Consider the following 16,451-nt stretch of genomic DNA (forward strand, 5'->3'; position numbering starts at 1 on the left):
CTGGAACCGGCGCTCGACGAAGCCACGGGCCGGTATCGCACGGGGACGCACACTGCCAGGTGTCACGCCCACGCGCACCAACCGGCACAACGCATACAATTGACCCGGACCCACTCAGAACTGAACGGCGATGCGCATTCTTGTGATCGAAGACGAGCCGAAGACCGGCGCGTATCTGAAGAAGGGCTTCGAGGAATCCGGCTATGCCGTGGACGTGGCCGTGGACGGCGCGGAAGGCCTGATTCTCGCGAAAGAGGCCGCGTACGACGTCATCGTGCTCGACGTCATGCTGCCCGAAATGGACGGCTGGACGGTGCTCAAGACGCTGCGCGCCACACACACCACGCCGGTGCTGTTCCTCACCGCGCGCGACGATATCAGCGACCGCGTGAAGGGCCTCGAGCTGGGCGCGGACGACTACCTCGTCAAGCCGTTCGCCTTCGTCGAACTGCTCGCGCGCGTGCGCACGCTGGCCCGCCGCGGCCCACCGCGCGAGAGCGACGTGCTGCTGCTCGGCGACCTCGAAGTGGACGTCACGCGCCGGCGCGTGAAGCGCGGTGCCACGCGCATCGACCTCACGCCGAAGGAGTTCTCGCTGCTGCAACTGCTCGTGCGCCGCCAGGGCGAAGTGCTCACGCGCACGCAAATCGCCTCCTACGTGTGGGACATGAACTTCGACAGCGACACCAACGTCGTGGAAGTTGCCATTCGCCGCCTGCGCGCGAAGGTGGACGACGCGTTCGACGTCAAGCTGATCCACACGGTGCGCGGCGTGGGCTACGTCGCTGAAATCAAAGGGAACGCCTGATGCCGCGCATGGCTGTGCGCTCGCTCGCCACCGGGCTCGCGCTGAGTTTCGCGGGTACCACGCTCGCGGTATTCGCGCTCGTGGGCAGCACGCTCTATTTCACGCTCGACCGCGAAGTGAAGCAGCAGGACGACCTCGATATCGTGCTGATTTCGCGGCACACGCGCCGCCTCGCGCAGGAGCTGCACAACGAGCACGACGTGCGCGACCATGCGGAGCGCCTCACGAGCCAGGTGCTCGGCAACCCCGCGCTTTCCATGGAAATACTCGGCATCGGCGGTGCGCAACTCGTCGAGCACAACACGGCGGGCATCGCGGACGCGGCGTTTCCGGAAGCGGCGCTCGCACGGCGCCTCCCGCCGACGCAACGCATTACCGAAGGCGACGTGGTGGCGTGGCGCAACGCGCGCGGCGTACCCGTGCGCGGACTCGCCACCGACGCCGCGCTGGCGGACGGCACGCCCGTCACCATCGTCATCGCGCGCGACATGACCGACCGCTGGCGGCTGCTCGACCACTATCGCGAGCGGCTCTACGGCTTCGGCCTGGCGGGCATGCTGCTCGCGTTCCTCATGAGCTGGCTGCTCGTGCGCGAGTCGCTGCGCCCGCTGCGCGAGATGGCGGCGCGCGCGGCCACGGTCACGGTCGACCGGCTCGATACCCCCATCGAAGTCGAACGCGCGCCGAGCGAGCTCGAAGCGCTCACGAAGTCGCTCAACGCCATGCTCGACCGTTTGCACGGCGGCTTCGAGCGGATGTCGCAATACACGGCGGATCTCGCGCACGACATGCGCACGCCGCTCGGCAACCTGCGCGGCGCGAACGAAGTGGCGCTCGCGCGAGAGCGCACCACGGCCGAATACGAGGCATTGCTCGAATCGAATCTCGAGGAATGCGAACGGCTTTCGCGCATGATCGAAAGCGTGATCTTTCTCGCACGCGCGGAGCACCCGCAGTTCATGACGACGCTCGCGGAGTTCGACGTGCACGAAGCGCTCACGCAGATTGCCGACTACTTCGAAGGTCTCGCCGACGAGGCCGGCGTGCAAATCCGCGTGCAGGGCGAGGGCCGCCTGCGCGCGGACAAGGAGCTGTTCCGGCGCGCCGTGGGCAACCTGCTCGCCAATGCGCTGCGCTATACGCCGCGTGGCGCGGCGATCACGCTGAGCGTCGCGCAGACGCCAACGGCCGTCGAGATCACGGTAGCCAATCCGGGCCCGCCCATCGAGGCCGTGTTGCTGGAGCGCATTTTCGACCGCTTCTATCGCGCGGATGCGTCGCGCCACCGCGAGGCGCGCGCGGGAGCTTCGGCGGGTCTGGGGCTCGCGATCGTGCGCACGATCATGGCGCTGCACGGCGGCTCGGCGCGCGCCGAAAGCGATGCGGCGAGCACGCGGTTCATCCTGACGTTCGCCCGCTCTTAGCGCTCAGGTCGCTCAGCGCCGCGCGGTCCCAGCCGCCACCGAGCGCCTCCAGCAGATGCACGCTCGCATCGAGCCTTCTTGCCGCGATCTGCTCTTCGTTGCGTTCGTTCGAGAGCGCGATGGTCTGCGCCGTCACGACATCGAGATAGTTCACCGCGCCCGCCTGGTAGCGGTTGGTGGTGAGCTTGAGCGAGAGTTGCGCGGCGGCGGTGGCGCGCTGCTGGCTTTGCGCTTCGCTCGCCAGCGTGTCGAGCGCGCTCAGGTTGTCTTCGACTTGCTGGAACGCCGTCAGCACGGTTTGCCGGTAGCCGGCCACGGCCGCGTCGTATTGTGCGTTCGCGCCCTTGAGCGTGGCGTCGCGCCGTCCGCCGTCGAAGAGCGTGCCCGCCAGTTGCGAGCCGAGCGACCAGAACAGGCTCGGCGCGCTGAGCCACGGCGCGAAGAACGTGCTTTCGAGGCCCGCCGTCGCGGAGAGCGTGAGGTCGGGATAGAAGGCCGCACGCGCTACGCCGATTCCGGCATTGGCCGCGGCCACGCGCCGCTCGGCCGCCGCGATGTCGGGACGCCGTTCGAGCAGCGCGGAGGGCACACCCGCGGGAATCGACGGCACGACGGCAGGATCGACACGCGGCGGCAGGCTGAACGTCGAAGCGGGCACGCCGGTCAGCGTGGCGATGGCGTGCTGAAGCTGCGCGCGCTGCACGTCGATGTCGCTGTCCGCCGTGCGCGCGCTTTCGAGCTGGGTTTGCGCCTGGGCGACGGCGGAGGCGTCGATCGCGCCATCGGCGAGCTGCTGCTGCACGATGCGAAGCGCGGCAGTGTAGGCGGTCACCGTGTCGTCGAGCAGCTTCTTCTGGCGATCGAGCGAGCGCAGATCGAAGTAGTCCGCAGCCAGCTGGCTCGTCACCGAAAGGCGCACCGATTCGAGGTCGGCTTGCGTGGCCTGGGCGTTGGCGTGCGCCTGGGTGGTCGCGTCCTTGACGCGCCCGAACAGGTCGGGTTCCCAGCTTGCCGTGAGGCCCGTCGAATAATCGGGAATCGTCTTGCCCGCGAGCGAATGGTCGACGAGATTCTGCGAGGTCCGGTAACGCTGCGCCGCCACGCCTGCCGTGACGGTCGGCGCATAGCCCGCGCGCTGATAGTCGAGCATCGCGCGCGCGGCTTCGAGATTGGCGACGGCCTGGCGCACGGTCTGGTTCGACACGTCGACGCGGGCTTCGAGCTGGTCGAGGTCGTCGTCGCCGAAGAGCGTCCACCATGGGCCGCGCGATTTGGCGTCGGCGGGCGCGGCGACGCTCCAGCCGGGCGCCGCTGCGGGTTGCACTGCTTGTGTGGCGTAGTGCTCGGGTACGTCCGCCGAGGGCGTGCTGTAATGCGGCAGCGTAGTGCACGCCGCGAGCGATGCCACCGTGCAGGCGACGACGATCCGGCGAAGCGATGGAAGATGGTGTTCGAACATGATGAGCCTCACTTACGCGTTCGCTTGCGTAGCCGTCGAAGCCGCGACCACGCGCACGCTCTGGCCGCTCGCAATGGCGTCGCCGGGATTGTTGATGACGCGATCGGTCGGCGTGAGTCCGGTGGCGATTTCCACGTAAGTCCCGAAATCCCGGCCGATAGTCACCTTGCGCAATTGCACCGTATTCTTTGCATCCACCACCGCGACGGTCACGCCGTCGGGGCGGAACAGCAGCGCGCTCACGGGCAGTTCGAGCGCGGGCGCGGCCGCCGTAAGCGCAAGATGCACCTGCGCGTAGGCGCCGGGCATCAGCGCGCCGTCGTGGTTGTCGACATCGACTTCCACGCGCAACGTGCGGCTCACGGGATCGATCACGTTCGCACTGCGCGCCACGCTCGCCTCGAAGCGGCGCCCCGGATATTGCTGCGTCGTCAGCCAGACGGTCGTGCCCGGCGTGACGAGGCTCGCGTCGTCCTGGGGCACGTCCACGTACACGCGCAGCCGGTCGGTCTGGGAGATATGGAACAACTCGCCTGGCATCGTGGCGAGGCCGGGCGTGCCGCCCGCGGTGACGAGCGCGCCCACTTGCACGTTGCGCGCCGTAATGACGCCGTCGAAAGGCGCCGTGACGTTCTGATAGGAAACCAGCTCCTGCAGCCGCGCCACGTTGGCCTGCGCCGCCTGGAGCGTGGCCAGTTTCGCGGCGGCGTCGCTCGTTTTCGCCTGGGCGTCCTGCTCGGAAACCGATTGCGTCTGCAGCATCGTCTGCCAGCGCTGCGCCGTGCTGCTGGCGAAGCGATAGTTGGCCTGTGCGGTGGCTTCGTCGGCGCGTGCCTGCTGGAGCTGCGCGTCGAGTTCGGGCGTGTCGATCTGCGCGAGCGTCTGGCCCGCCTTCACATGCGCGCCGATATCCGTGTACCAGTGCTGCACGTACCCGCTCGTGCGCGCGTAGATCGAGGCGTCGGCCCAGGACATCACCGAGCCGGGCAGCAACAGGTCTTGCGTGGCGGGTGCGCGCGTGGGCGTGAGCGTGGAGACGATCAGCTCGCGCTGTGCCGCGACCTGCCGGGCTTGCGCCGTGCGCGCCTCGAGGCGCGGCACGATGCCCGCCGTGAGGAGCGTCGCGGCGATGGCGAGGCAGGTCAGGCCGACGACGACAGCCGAGCGACCTCGCGTTGCGGTTGGCGCCGCGGCATCGCGTTCTTCGTGCGGTGTCTGCGATTTCATCTGGAATCCTTATTAAACGTGAGTGGTTGCACTGGCTTGCGCATCGTTGCTGGCATCGCGCGCGGCGCGGCGTTGCGCGAGCCAGCCATGCACCATGCCGAACACGACCGGCACGAACACGAGCGTGGAGAGCGTGCCGATCGCGAGGCCGCCGATCACGGCGCGCCCGAGCGGTGCGTTCTGTTCGCCGCCGTCGCCGAGACCGAGCGCCATCGGCAGCATGCCGATCAGCATGGCGAGCGCCGTCATGAGCACGGGGCGAAAGCGGTTGAAGCCCGCGTCGAGCGCGGCGGCGAGCGGCTCCATGCCCGCGGCGAGCGACTCGCGCGCCGTGTTGATGACGAGAATGCTGTTGGCCGTGGCGATACCCATGCAGAGAATCGTGCCCGTGAGCGCCGGCACGCTGAGCGTGGTTTGCGTGACGAACAGCATCCACGCGATGCCGGCGAGCGAGGCCGGCAGGCCGCTCACGATGATGAGCGGATCGAGCCACGACTGGAAGTTCACGACCATCAGCAGGTACACGAGCGCGATGGCGAACACGAGGCCCGCTGCGAGGCCGCTGAACGAGGCGTTCATCGACTGCACCTGGCCGCGCATCACGATCGACGAGCCCGGCGGCAGTTGCGCGCGCGCGGCGTTCACGAGGCGGTTCACGTCGGAGGCGACGCCGCCCAGGTCGCGTCCCTGTGTCGACGCGAAGATGTCGAGCACGGGCTGCACGTTGTAGTGCGAGACCACGGCTTCCTGCGAGCTGCGCGAAACCGTGCCGAGCGTGCCGAGCTGGTTTTGCGGCGAGAACGTGACCGATTGCGACGTCGTCAGCGGAATATTGGCGAGCGTTTGCAGCGAATGAATATCGTATTGCGGCACCTCGGTCACGAGCGGATAGCTCACGCCGTTCTTCGGATCGAGCCAGAAATTGGGCGTGGTCTGCGAGCTGCCCGAGAGCGCGATGAGCAGGTTCTGCGCCACGTCGTGCTGCGTGAGGCCTGCTTGCAAGGCCTTCGTGCGATCCACGTCGACGTTGATGGTGGGCTCGTCGCCGGGCTGCTGGATGCGTGCGTCGACGAGACCGCGCACGCCGCGCATCTGGTCGAGCAGGCGGTTCGCCACGACGCGATTCTGCGCGAGCTTGTTGCCGACGATCTGCACGTCGATGGGCGCGGGCAGGCCGAAGTTGAGGATCTGGCTCACGATGTCGGCGGGCAGGAACGCGAAGGTCACGCCCGGAAACGCGGCGTTGAGCACGTTGCGCAGCTTCGCCACGTATTGCGCGGTGGGTTTGTGCTTCGGCGCGAGCGTAACGAGGATGTCCGCATCTTCGGGGCCGATGGGGTCCGACGAGTCATATGTGAGGTTGATGCCGCTCACCGGCACGCCGATGTTGTCGAGCACCGCGGCTTGTTCGGCGGGCGGAATCACGCTGCGGATCTTCGCTTCGACTTCGTCGGTGAGGCGGGCCGTTTCCTCGATGCGCGTGCCGGTGGGCGCGCGCAGATGCAGGCGGATTTCGCCGGTATCGACAGCGGGAAAGAAGTCGCGTCCGGTGAACGGCACGAGCACGAGCGAGCCGAGGCAGAGCGCGACCCACAGCACGACGAAACGGCGGCGCTGCGCAATCGCGGCCTGAAGCAGCGCGCGATAGCGGTTGCGCACGGCTTCGAAGCGGTGCTCGAAGCCCGCCTGAAAGCGCGTCAACATACCCGCGATGCCGCGCCTGGGTGCAGCGTCAGGCGCGCGTGCGCGCAGCAGATACATGGCGAGCGTGGGAATCAGCGTGCGCGAGAAAAAGTACGACGCGCACATCGCGAACACCACGGCCTCGGCGAGCGGCACGAACAGATAGCGCGCCACGCCCGAAAGCAGGAACATCGGCACGAACACGATGCAGATGGAGAGCGTCGAGACGAACGTCGGCACGGCGATTTCGCCGGAACCGTTGAGAATGGCATCGTGCAGCGCCGCGCCGCGCTCCAGGTGATGCGTGATGTTTTCGATGGCGACGGTGGCGTCGTCGACGAGGATGCCGACCGCAAGCGCGAGCCCGCCGAGCGTCATGATGTTGATGGTCTCGCCGAGCGCCGCGAGCGCGATGAGCGACGTGAGCACGGCGAGCGGAATCGTCACGGCGATGATCAGCGTGGCGCGCCAGCTGCCGAGAAAGAGCAGGATCATCGCGGCGGTGAGGCAGGCCGCAATGAGCGCCTCGCGCACCACGCCCGAGATCGCCGACTTCACGAACACGGACTGATCGGAGAGCGGGGTGATCTTGAGCGCACTCGGCAGGCCCGCGGCGATCGTCGGCAGCATGGCCTTCACCTGCTGGATGATCGTGAGCGTCGAGGCGCTGCCGGTCTTTTCGACCGTAAGGAGTGCAGCGCGTTTGCCGTCCGCGCGCACGATATTCGTTTGCGGGGCGTAACCGTCGATCACGTGCGCGACGTCGCGCACATACACCACGCTGCCATTCACGGTCTTGATGGGCAGGTCGTTGAGCGCCGCGACGGTTTGCGTGCTGCCGTTCATTTCCACGTTGTATTCGCGCGAGCCGATCTTCGCGGTGCCGCCGGGCAGGATGAGGTTCTGCGCGTTCACGGCGTTGACGACGTCCGCGGGTGCGAGACCTTTGGCCTGCAACGCTTTCGGATCGAGCTGCACCATGATCTGGCGAATCTTGCCGCCATAGGGCAACGGCACGGCCGCGCCCTGGACGGTCGCGAGCTGCGTGCGGATGAAGCTGTTGCCGAGGTCGTAAAGCGACTGCTCGGGCAAGGTCGCGCTGGACAGGCCCAGTTGCAGCACTGGCACCGTGGAGGCGTTGTACGTGATGATGTTCGGCGGCAGCGTGCCGGGCGGCAGCACGCGCAGGATCGAGGCGGAGTTCGACGCCGCTTCGGCAATCGCGCGGTTGATGTCGGCGCCCGGATGGAAGAACACCTTCACGACCGACACGCCGTTGAGCGACTGGGATTCGATGTGCTCGATGTCGTCCACGTCCGAAGTCAGCGCGCGCTCGTAGTTCGAGGTGATGCGGTGCGCCATGTCCTCGGCGGAGAAGCCGTTGTAGGTCCAGACGATGCTGACCACCGGGATATTGATGTTCGGAAAAATGTCCGTGGGCGTGCGCATGATGGCGAGCGGCCCGAGGATAAAGAGCAGTACGGCCAGCACGATGAACGTGTAAGGCCGTCTGAGCGCCAGTTTTACGATCCACATGACGGGGTCCGGGTTGAGGCAGGAGTGGCGCAAGTATCGGGAGGGCGCGCTTACCCGGTGCTGACCTCGACATTACGGATTTGTCATCTTTGCCGCGCGGGGACGTTGGCCGCCGTGGGCGCGTAGCGCCCAGATAACGAACTCGTAATCAGCAGGTCAGCTTTGGGTCAGCGCCGCACGACCAGAATGCAGTCAACCTTCGCGATATTGCCGAGGGCGGCTGAGGCGGCATCTCCCCGATGCAGCGGCCATTCTTTGAGAGATGAACATCATGAAAGCACTCGTTTGCACATTGCTCGTTGCCTGCGCCCTGGCCGCTCCGGTTGCCGCTTTCGCACAGAGCGCCACCCCCGCCGACCCCGCCAACGCGCCGGTCACACGCGCCCAGGTGATCGCCGATCTCGTGCGGGTGGAGCAGGCGGGGTATCGTCCTGTGGCCAAGGACGTCAACTACCCGGATGACATTCAGCACGCGGAGGCGATCGTGGCGCAGGAGCAGGCGCAAAAGACCCAGCAGGCCGCGCCCGGCAGCACGGCGGTCGGCGGTGTGGCGATGACGGGCAGCTCGGACGCGGGTGCGCCGGTCGTGGCGAGCGTCGGCGAGCGGTCGATTTATGCGGGCCACTGAGCGGGCCACTGCGCGGGTCAATGCGCGGGTCAATGCGCGAGCCGCTGAGTGCTCGAGCGCGGCGCAGCAGCCCCGGCGATAACGCCGGGCGCCGCCGCGCATTTCGATTCGCTTGATCAAACGTTTGCGCGGACGTAATTCGCCCCATTCGCGCGTAAAAAAGCGTTATTCATTTTTATTAAAGCTGCGAACCTGCCCCATTAATAACGGCGGCGTTAAATCAGCCGCATTGGCAAATTCACCACAATATCGCGTGTTTTTACGGCGTCATCTTTCCGGATCACGCAAATTCATAATGCGCTGGTAAGATACGCGCGAATTGGGATGGCCGCTCTCCATTCCGGGCTATTGGCGCGAACCCAGACCACTCGCGCCACCGGAACAGGAGTCCGCGCCATCAGGCCGACGGGGAGCGGCCGTCTTGCACTACGAATCGCGCGCGATGTTTAAAAAAAGCGCGTACGTTCGGATCGTGTGTTCAATCGCAAGCGTTTGAGTCTCGCGTTTCGCCGTTCCGGCGAATCGTCTGGCGCCGCTTGCCGCTGTTGCGCCTTGCGCAGACGGTCATTCCCCCCCGCGGTCTAATCCCGCCGTCATGCCAATCAGGCGTATCGAACAGTCGCACATACCGGCCGAACCCGTCATGTCCACCCAGTCGACCCACCATCATCGCCTCTTTATGGCGCTGGTCGGTGTCATCAGCGCGGCGCTCAATACGGGCGCGCTCGTCGCGCTGTTGTTGCTGCGCGGACAGACCGGCGACACGCCGTACACGCGTGCGTTGACCGGCGCGTTCGCCGTGGCCGCGTTCGTCGTGTTTGCGCGCTTTCACCTGATCGCCAGCGCGCGTCATCTCTGGTGGATGCTGGGCCGCGGCGCATGGCGCTGGTGCCGGCTGCCGGTCGCGCTCATGGTGCTGCTGTTCGTGACGCATGGCGACAGCGGCACGACGGCCCTGCGCTCGCTGGTCGTGCAGTGGGCCGCCATCGCGCTGCCGCTGCAGCTCGTCGGGCTGGCCGTTTTGCGCGGCGTGGCCCACAGCGTCAACAACGCGCCCGGCAACCTGCGCCGTGCGGTGTTCTTCGGCATGGGTAGCGAGGCGCGCAAGCTTAACCTGCGCCTGCGGCGTTCGCCGATTCTCGGCATTCACGTGACGGGCTATTACAACGACGCACCCGCCGTGCCGCGTGACGGCGAAGCGCTGCCGCCTTATCTCGGCCGCTATGAAGACGCGGCCGCGCGCATCCACGCGAACGACTACGAGATCGTGTTCCTCGCGATGAACCAGGCCGCAATGGCGCGCGCCGACGCAACGGAAGTGAAGGACATCACGGCCGACATCGTGACGCGCCTCTACGATTCGACGGCCGCGATCTATCTCGTGCCCGAGTTGCGCTACCTCGAAGACGTCGCGACGACCGGCGCAGACCTCGCCGGAGTGCCGCTGCTGGCGCTCCACGACGTGCCGATTCTGGGCCTTTCGCGCATGCTCAAGCGCGCGGTCGACCTTGCCGGCGCCGCGTTGCTGCTCGCGCTGCTGTGGCCAGTCATGCTCGCGATCGCGCTGGCGATCCGGCTCGATTCGCCGGGCCCGGTGATGTTCAAACAGCGCCGCAACGGCGAGCACGGCCGGGCGATCGTCGTGCACAAATTCCGCTCGATGCGCGTCGCGGCGTACAACGAGGGCGACGCAGAAGAGCAGGGTGTGCGCCAGGCCCGCAGCGGCGACGACCGGATCACGGGCGTGGGGCGCTATCTGCGCCGGACTTCGCTCGATGAGTTGCCGCAGCTCTTCAACGTGCTGGGCGGTTCGATGAGTCTCGTGGGTCCGCGTCCGCACGCTGCGGAGCACAACGAAGAGTACCGGCAACTGATTCCCGGCTACATGCTGCGCCATAGCGTGAAGCCGGGCATTACCGGCTGGGCGCAGATCAACGGGCTGCGCGGCTTGACCGACACGCCCGACAAGATGCAGCGCCGCGTGGAGTACGACCGCTACTACATCACGCACTGGTCGCTGTGGCTCGACCTGCAGATCCTGCTGAAGACGATCCCGTCGATCGTCTCGGGCCGCAATGCGGTGTGAAGCGTGCGCCGCGCGAGACGAGGCCGGACGTGAGCCGGCCGCGCTCGCATCGGCGGCGTTACGCCGCGCGCTGCTGCGCGCGCGCCATGCGCCAGTGACGCCACAGGATGGCGAAGAAGCGGCGGTCGTCCACGAGGTAGCGGCGCCACAGGCGTGCGGGGTCCTGTTTGATGCGCCAGCACCATTCGAGACCGCAGCGCTGCATCCACACGGGGGCGCGTTGCTGCAGGCCGACGGCGAACTCGACGGCCGCCCCCGCGCACAGCATGAGGCCGCCCGGCAGCTTGCCCGCGTGATGGAGGGCCCAGCGTTCCTGCTTGGGCATGCCGAGGCACACGAACACGATATCGGGCGCGGCCGCGCGCACGCGTTCGGCCACCGCATCGCCCTCGGGGCCGGTCGGGTCGAACGTCATGGAAGGCGCGATCACCTCGACGTCGAGGCCCGGATAGTGCTGCGCGAAGCCATCCACGAGCGTGGCTTCGTGCCCCGGGCGGCCGCCCACCACCACCACTTTCCAGCCGGCTGCGTGGGCGCGCTCGCACAGTGCGGGCAACAGGTCCGAGCCGGTCACGCGTTCCGGCAGCGGCGCGCCGAACAGGCGGCTCGCCCAGACCACGGGCATGCCGTCCGCGAACAGGAAGTCGGCGGTGCGGTAAAGGCGTTGCAGATCGGGCTGCGTGTCGAGACGCACCACGTGGTCGACGTTCGGCGTGACCGCCACCTGCGCCCGGCCGTCGCGCTGCAAGGCGGCGGTGCAAAGCACGTCGAGCGCGGTGTCGAACGACACGGCGGCGATATTGAGACCGAACAAGGGAATGCTCGGCTTGAAGACACCCCGTGCGGCCGCCTGCGGCGCCGCTGTTATGTAAGGCGTGCTCATCTTGTTTTTGTGACCCCGACGTGCGCACACGACGAGAGCCACGCACGGCGCCCGTTGAACCGGCGTCGTGCCACCCCGTCATGCGACGTACGTTATGTTTTTTTCTGGTCTCCTGGCTTTTGCCAAGGCGTTTTGGACTTCAGACAGAATCTTACTGCTGTGTCGGTGCGTCGGGTAATACGACAGTGTTTTTTTAGAGACAAAAATCGGGATGCGTCTGAAATTTCTCTGGTGGCGCCGGTGGTTGCACGCGGGCGATCGGTTACGATCGCCGCGGCCCGTTTTCCCTTTCCCATACGTAACAGACGATGATCACCGACGCCCGTGAGATTCCCGCCGGCACGACGCTGCACGCGGACCTGTGCATCGTGGGCGCCGGCGCCGCCGGCATTGCGCTCGCGCTCGCGCTGGAAGAGAGCGGGCTCGACGTGATCGTGCTGGAGAGCGGCGGCGATGCGCCCGAGCCCGCCACCCAGCAGCTGTACGCGGGCACGGTGGCGAACGCGGCGCTGCATCCGCCGCCCGACCACTACCGCGTGCGCCGCTTCGGCGGCTCGACCACGCTGTGGGGCGGCCGCTGCATGCCGCTCGACGCGCTCGACTTCGAGACGCGCGCCTACGTCGCGCACAGCGGCTGGCCGATCGCCTTCGCCGATGTGCTGCGCCACTACCCGCAAGCCAACGCGCTGTGCGAAGCGGGCGAATTCGCCTATACGGCCGAAGGCGCGTTCGCCGTGCCGCCGCGTCCGATGATCGGCGGCTTTGCCAGCGACGTGTTTTCGACGCACACGCTCGAGCGCTTCAGCTGCCCGACCGATTTCGGTCAGCGTTACCGGGCGCGCCTCGCGAAGGGCTCCGTGCGCGTGCTACAGCATGCGAACCTGTGCCGCCTGCCGATGCTGGCGGGTTCGACGCGGCGCGTCGGCGCGGCCCAGGTGCGCGTGCTCAATACAAAGGACGCGACGGGCGGCGCGACGTTCGAGGTGGCCGCGCGCGCCTACGTGCTCGCGGCTGGCGGCCTCGAAGTGCCGCGTCTGTTGCTCAACAGCCCCGGGCCGAGCGGCCGGGGGCTCGGCAACGCCCACGACGTGGTGGGCCGCTATTACATGAGCCATCTCGCGGGCACGATCGGCACGCTCGATCTCGCGGCGGCACAGTCCGTCTGGCACGGCTACGAGGTGACGGAAGAGGGCATCTATTGCCGTCGCCGCCTCGCACTGCGCCCGGAACAGCAAGCCGCGCTGCGCGCGGGCAACTTCATTGCGCGCCTGCATCATCCGCGCATTCCGGACGCCGGGCACGGCAACGGCATCCTCTCCGCGCTGTATCTCGCGCGCGGCATCGTGCCCTACGAATACGCGAAGCGCCTCTACGACGGCGCGCCCGAAGGCTATGCGGGCTCCACGCTCGCGCACGCAAAGAACGCCGTCGCCGACGCGCCGAACACGGCGCGTTTCCTGTGGCACTGGCTGCGGCGGCGCACGCTGGCCGCGCGCAAGTTCCCCTCGGTGATCGTGCGGCCCGCGAATCTGCGCTTCTCGCTCGACTTCCATGCGGAGCAGGAGCCCAATCCGGCGAGCCGCGTGACGCTCGGCGACGACACCGATGCGCTCGGCCTGCGCCGCATTCATGTGGACTGGCGGTATACGCAACAGGACGTCGAGACCGTGAGCCGCGCGCTCGCCGCGCTCGCGCACGAGGTCGAGCGCGCGGGCGTGGGCCGCTTCAGCTACGACCCCGCGCAGGTCGAAGCCGAAATGACGCGCTACGGCGCCTATGGCGGCCATCACATCGGCACGGCGCGCATGGGGCGCGACGCGCGCACGAGCGTGGTCGATGCCGACTGCCGGCTGCACGAAGCGGACAACGTCTATGTGGCGGGCGCCGCCGTGTTCCCGACTTCGGGCCAGGCGAATCCGACCTTGACCATCGTCGCGCTCGCCCTGCGGCTCGCCGAACACCTCAAGGGCGCCGCCGATCTCGGCGCGCTGCCCGTTCCCATCGCAAACCAATCCGAACCCGCGTGATGAAAGCCCGTATTCTCGTTCTCGGCGCGACCGGCTTCGTCGGCCGCCATCTGGTGAAAGCGTTGAACAGTACCGGGTGGGCCGAGCCGGTGGCCGCCTCGCGCCGGCAAGGAAGCGGCCTGCGCCGTGTCGATGCCGCGGACCCCGCGTCGCTCGCCGCCGCGCTGGCCGACGTGGACGGCGTGGTCAACTGCGTGGCGGGTGCGCCGGCGACGATCGTCGCGAATGCGCGCGCGCTGGCTGCCGCGCTGGCGTCACGCGGTGCGCCGCTGCCAGTGGTCCACTTCAGTTCGATGGCGGTGTACGGCGCCGCCGAAGGCCGTATCGACGAAGCGGCGGCGCTCGACGCCGTGAGCCCCTATGGCCATGCGAAGGTCGAGTCGGAACGACTGCTCGCTTCGCTGCCCGCGCTGACGATATTGCGCCCGGGGTGCATCTACGGAGGCGGCAGTCCGCAGTGGTCGGCGCGCATTGCGCAACTGCTGCGCGCGCGGCGCCTGGGCGACCTCGGCGCTGCCGGCGACGGTTGCAGCAATCTCGTTCACATCGATGACGTCGTGCGGGCGGCGCTGGCCGCGCTGCGCACGCCGGCTTCGGGCGCTCAGGCCTACAACCTGGCGATGGCCCAGGCGCCGCGCTGGAACGAGTACTTCGTCGCATACGCACGCATTCTGGGGGCGACGCCGGTGGAGCGGATCGGTGCGCGGCGTCTTGCGCTCGAAACGAAGCTGTGGGCGCCCGCACTGAAGATTGCCGGGATCGCCGGACGGAAACTGGGTGGCGTGAAGGTGCCGCCGCCGATGCCGCCTTCGCTCGCGCGGCTGTGGCAACAGGACATCCGGCTCGACGCGCGCCGCGCGGAACAGGCGTTTGACATGACGTGGACGCCGTGGCGCGTCGCGCTGCAGGCCGAAGCGTTCGTGGCGGCGGCATCGCGCGCCGACTGAACCGGTCGGGTTAGTCCGGGTTTCGGTTCGCCGGAGTCTCGGGCTTCGGCTTGCCGTTATCGTTCGGACTCCTGCAAACAACATTCGGCAACCGCAGCCGCTTCGACCATCGTACCCTCATGTTGCGACGCCTTTGTGGTGCCGGATCGCGACGCGACGGCTATTCAGCGGCGGCATAAAAAAGCATGCGCTCAAATCGGCAAATCAGCGAATTGAGGCCATAAAAAAGGCCTGTTCGCGACGCAGACGCACGCGCGCGCCCCATAGAATTTGAGCGTAGATCCACTCACGCAGCGTCAGGCGATCGATACCTGTCGGATCGCTTCCCCACATCGGATTTCCGGTTAATTCAGCATGACACGGCTTGCACGGCACTACGTCCCAGAACAACCGCAGCACGTTATCTTGCAGGGGCTCAAAGGGCCCGCATTCCTCGACGAAGGAGACTACCTCTACTTCCTCGCCTGCCTCGCGGACGCCGCGCGCGTCGCCGATCTGGCAGTCCACGCGTGGGTGCTCATGCCCGACGCGGTGCAGTTCCTCGTCACGCCTTCCTACGAGTCGAGCGTGGCCATGGCGATGCAGGCGGTTTGCCGTCGCTATGTCGAGACTTTCAACCGCCGCCATGGCCGCCGCGGTGCGATGTGGCGTGGCGAGTACCGGGCAACCGTGATCGAACCCGACCGCTATTTTCTGCTCGCGAGCCAGGTCATCGATCATGCGCCGGTGCGCAACCACCTCGTGGCCGAGCCGGGCAACTATCCGTGGTCGAGCTACACGCACCACGTCGGGTTGCGTGTCGACAGGTTCATCAAGGACCATCCGCTCTACCGGGCGCTCGGCGATACGCCGTTCGAGCGCCACGAGTCCTACCGCGATCTGGGCGTGCAGCCTCTGGACGAAGCCGAGGTCAACAACCTGATGCGGGCGACGCTCGAAGGCTGGGTGCTCGGTAGCGCGGCATACTGCGAGTGGGCGGCGCAGACCGCCAACCGGCGGTTGATGCCATTGCTGCTGCGCGACCGGCCGAGCAAGGTTCGCACGGCTAGCGCCCACGCATGACGAGCGACGAAGGGCTAGCCGCTGCACAGCGAGCGGAATCACGAGCGTGCGCCTCTTTCGTGGAGGCGCATAATAAGCGCTCGGCGAGTCATCCAGCTATTGTTCACGCGCAGGCGGGAAGTGAATCTCCCATTCTTCACGATCGGCCATTCCGACCGCACCCTCGATGAATTTATCGGGCTGTTGAGGGGTGCGGACATCGGCATGCTCGTCGACGTCAGAAAAATGCCGAGGTCGAGAACCAACCCGCAATTCAACGAGGAAACCTTGCCCGCAGCGCTTGCGGCCTGCGAGATCTCATACGAGCACGAATCCGTTCTCGGCGGTCTGCGCGGAAAATCGCGAACCGTCTCCGCGGACGTCAATGGCTTCTGGATCAACAGCAGCTTCCATCATTACGCCGATTACGCGCTTTCCGAGGCGTTTCACGCGGGCATCGATCATCTGATCGAACAGGGGCGCGCCAGGCGCTGTGCCGTGATGTGCTCGGAAGCCGTCTGGTGGCGGTGTCACCGACGCATCATCGCCGACTATCTGATCGCGCGCGGTGAAACGGTTTTACACATCATGAGTGCGCAACGGCACGAACCCGCGCAACTGACGGCGGGGGCGGTCGTTCGTCCTGATGGGTCGATCGTCTATCCCCCGGCGAACCAGGCGAAAACCTGAATTGCCATCCGG

General features: G+C 67.0%; 13 protein-coding genes. 8 read left to right on the forward strand and 5 right to left on the reverse strand.

The features are described 5' to 3' along the window. Window positions 1–130: 130 nt before the first annotated feature. Both AB4Y42_RS23635 and AB4Y42_RS23640 read left to right on the forward strand, forming a co-directional pair. Entirely contained in the window at window positions 131–808 is a 678-nt protein-coding gene (locus tag AB4Y42_RS23635) for a heavy metal response regulator transcription factor (protein ID WP_368690599.1), read from the forward strand. Window positions 809–816: 8 nt separating this feature from the next. Further along, window positions 817–2,232 carry a heavy metal sensor histidine kinase gene (locus AB4Y42_RS23640; protein ID WP_368695658.1) on the forward strand — a complete coding sequence of 472 codons (1,416 nt, stop codon included), beginning with the start codon at window positions 817–819 and terminating at the stop codon, window positions 2,230–2,232. On the opposite strand, the gene AB4Y42_RS23645 is transcribed toward AB4Y42_RS23640, so the two are convergent. The 3 genes from AB4Y42_RS23645 to AB4Y42_RS23655 are packed head-to-tail and all read right to left on the reverse strand — an operon-like array spanning window position 2,207 to window position 8,137. Next, the gene (locus AB4Y42_RS23645) at window positions 2,207–3,691 is read right to left on the reverse strand and encodes an efflux transporter outer membrane subunit (RefSeq protein WP_368695508.1); all 1,485 of its coding nucleotides are present in this window, start codon (window positions 3,689–3,691) and stop codon (window positions 2,207–2,209) included. The two genes, AB4Y42_RS23640 and AB4Y42_RS23645, sit on opposite strands and share 26 nt — an antisense overlap. Window positions 3,692–3,703: 12 nt before the next feature. Next, complete coding sequence (locus AB4Y42_RS23650) at window positions 3,704–4,918, reverse strand: efflux RND transporter periplasmic adaptor subunit (protein ID WP_368695509.1); 1,215 nt, start codon at window positions 4,916–4,918, stop codon at window positions 3,704–3,706. Window positions 4,919–4,930: 12 nt separating this feature from the next. Beyond that, window positions 4,931–8,137, reverse strand: coding sequence for an efflux RND transporter permease subunit (locus tag AB4Y42_RS23655; RefSeq protein ID WP_368695510.1), 3,207 nt, complete (start codon window positions 8,135–8,137; stop codon window positions 4,931–4,933). A gap of 271 nt (window positions 8,138–8,408) precedes the next feature. On the opposite strand from AB4Y42_RS23655, the gene AB4Y42_RS23660 reads away from it, so the two are divergent. Both AB4Y42_RS23660 and AB4Y42_RS23665 read left to right on the forward strand, forming a co-directional pair. Then, a complete protein-coding gene (locus AB4Y42_RS23660) occupies window positions 8,409–8,765 on the forward strand; it encodes a DUF4148 domain-containing protein (RefSeq protein ID WP_368690603.1) in 357 nt (118 codons plus the stop codon). Window positions 8,766–9,408: 643 nt separating this feature from the next. Further along, the gene (locus tag AB4Y42_RS23665; RefSeq protein ID WP_368695511.1) at window positions 9,409–10,851 is read left to right on the forward strand and encodes an undecaprenyl-phosphate glucose phosphotransferase; all 1,443 of its coding nucleotides are present in this window, start codon (window positions 9,409–9,411) and stop codon (window positions 10,849–10,851) included. 58 nt (window positions 10,852–10,909) lie between these two features. Here AB4Y42_RS23665 and AB4Y42_RS23670 read toward each other — a convergent pair whose 3' ends face one another. Beyond that, window positions 10,910–11,734, reverse strand: a complete 825-nt coding sequence (locus AB4Y42_RS23670) for a WecB/TagA/CpsF family glycosyltransferase (protein WP_368695512.1) — start codon at window positions 11,732–11,734, stop codon at window positions 10,910–10,912. A 308-nt stretch (window positions 11,735–12,042) separates the two neighbouring features. On the opposite strand from AB4Y42_RS23670, the gene AB4Y42_RS23675 reads away from it, so the two are divergent. Together AB4Y42_RS23675 and AB4Y42_RS23680 are read left to right on the forward strand one after the other, a co-directional pair. Then, complete coding sequence (locus AB4Y42_RS23675) at window positions 12,043–13,761, forward strand: FAD-dependent oxidoreductase (protein WP_368695513.1); 1,719 nt, start codon at window positions 12,043–12,045, stop codon at window positions 13,759–13,761. Then, entirely contained in the window at window positions 13,761–14,708 is a 948-nt protein-coding gene (locus tag AB4Y42_RS23680; RefSeq protein ID WP_368695514.1) for an NAD-dependent epimerase/dehydratase family protein, read from the forward strand. The genes AB4Y42_RS23675 and AB4Y42_RS23680 overlap by 1 nt, the downstream gene beginning before the upstream one ends. 204 nt (window positions 14,709–14,912) lie before the next feature. On the opposite strand, the gene AB4Y42_RS23685 is transcribed toward AB4Y42_RS23680, so the two are convergent. Beyond that, window positions 14,913–15,041 (reverse strand): hypothetical protein, encoded by a 129-nt coding sequence (locus tag AB4Y42_RS23685; RefSeq protein ID WP_342923091.1) that lies wholly within the window; start codon window positions 15,039–15,041, stop codon window positions 14,913–14,915. Between the two features lie 21 nt (window positions 15,042–15,062). Here AB4Y42_RS23685 and AB4Y42_RS23690 point away from each other — a divergent pair, with 21 nt between their 5' ends. Together AB4Y42_RS23690 and AB4Y42_RS23695 are read left to right on the forward strand one after the other, a co-directional pair. Then, a complete protein-coding gene (locus AB4Y42_RS23690; RefSeq protein WP_368695515.1) occupies window positions 15,063–15,770 on the forward strand; it encodes a transposase in 708 nt (235 codons plus the stop codon). A 120-nt stretch (window positions 15,771–15,890) separates the two neighbouring features. Next, complete coding sequence (locus AB4Y42_RS23695; protein ID WP_368690810.1) at window positions 15,891–16,439, forward strand: DUF488 family protein; 549 nt, start codon at window positions 15,891–15,893, stop codon at window positions 16,437–16,439. Window positions 16,440–16,451: the final 12 nt, after the last annotated feature.

This window comes from Paraburkholderia sp. EG286B (genome assembly GCF_040965655.1).
Lineage (GTDB): Bacteria > Pseudomonadota > Gammaproteobacteria > Burkholderiales > Burkholderiaceae > Paraburkholderia.

Bases quoted from the DNA above. Each gene is read 5' to 3' on its own strand.
- AB4Y42_RS23670 (WP_368695512.1), bottom strand. From the start codon at position 11,734: ATGAGCACGCCTTACATAACAGCGGCGCCGCAGGCGGCCGCACGGGGT.
- AB4Y42_RS23665 (WP_368695511.1), top strand. From the start codon at position 9,409: ATGTCCACCCAGTCGACCCACCATCATCGCCTCTTTATGGCGCTGGTC.
- AB4Y42_RS23645 (WP_368695508.1), bottom strand. From the start codon at position 3,691: ATGTTCGAACACCATCTTCCATCGCTTCGCCGGATCGTCGTCGCCTGC.
- AB4Y42_RS23690 (WP_368695515.1), top strand. From the start codon at position 15,063: ATGACACGGCTTGCACGGCACTACGTCCCAGAACAACCGCAGCACGTT.
- AB4Y42_RS23680 (WP_368695514.1), top strand. From the start codon at position 13,761: ATGAAAGCCCGTATTCTCGTTCTCGGCGCGACCGGCTTCGTCGGCCGC.
- AB4Y42_RS23655 (WP_368695510.1), bottom strand. From the start codon at position 8,137: ATGTGGATCGTAAAACTGGCGCTCAGACGGCCTTACACGTTCATCGTG.
- AB4Y42_RS23660 (WP_368690603.1), top strand. From the start codon at position 8,409: ATGAAAGCACTCGTTTGCACATTGCTCGTTGCCTGCGCCCTGGCCGCT.
- AB4Y42_RS23685 (WP_342923091.1), bottom strand. From the start codon at position 15,041: ATGTGGGGAAGCGATCCGACAGGTATCGATCGCCTGACGCTGCGTGAG.
- AB4Y42_RS23650 (WP_368695509.1), bottom strand. From the start codon at position 4,918: ATGAAATCGCAGACACCGCACGAAGAACGCGATGCCGCGGCGCCAACC.
- AB4Y42_RS23635 (WP_368690599.1), top strand. From the start codon at position 131: ATGCGCATTCTTGTGATCGAAGACGAGCCGAAGACCGGCGCGTATCTG.
- AB4Y42_RS23675 (WP_368695513.1), top strand. From the start codon at position 12,043: ATGATCACCGACGCCCGTGAGATTCCCGCCGGCACGACGCTGCACGCG.
- AB4Y42_RS23640 (WP_368695658.1), top strand. From the start codon at position 817: ATGGCTGTGCGCTCGCTCGCCACCGGGCTCGCGCTGAGTTTCGCGGGT.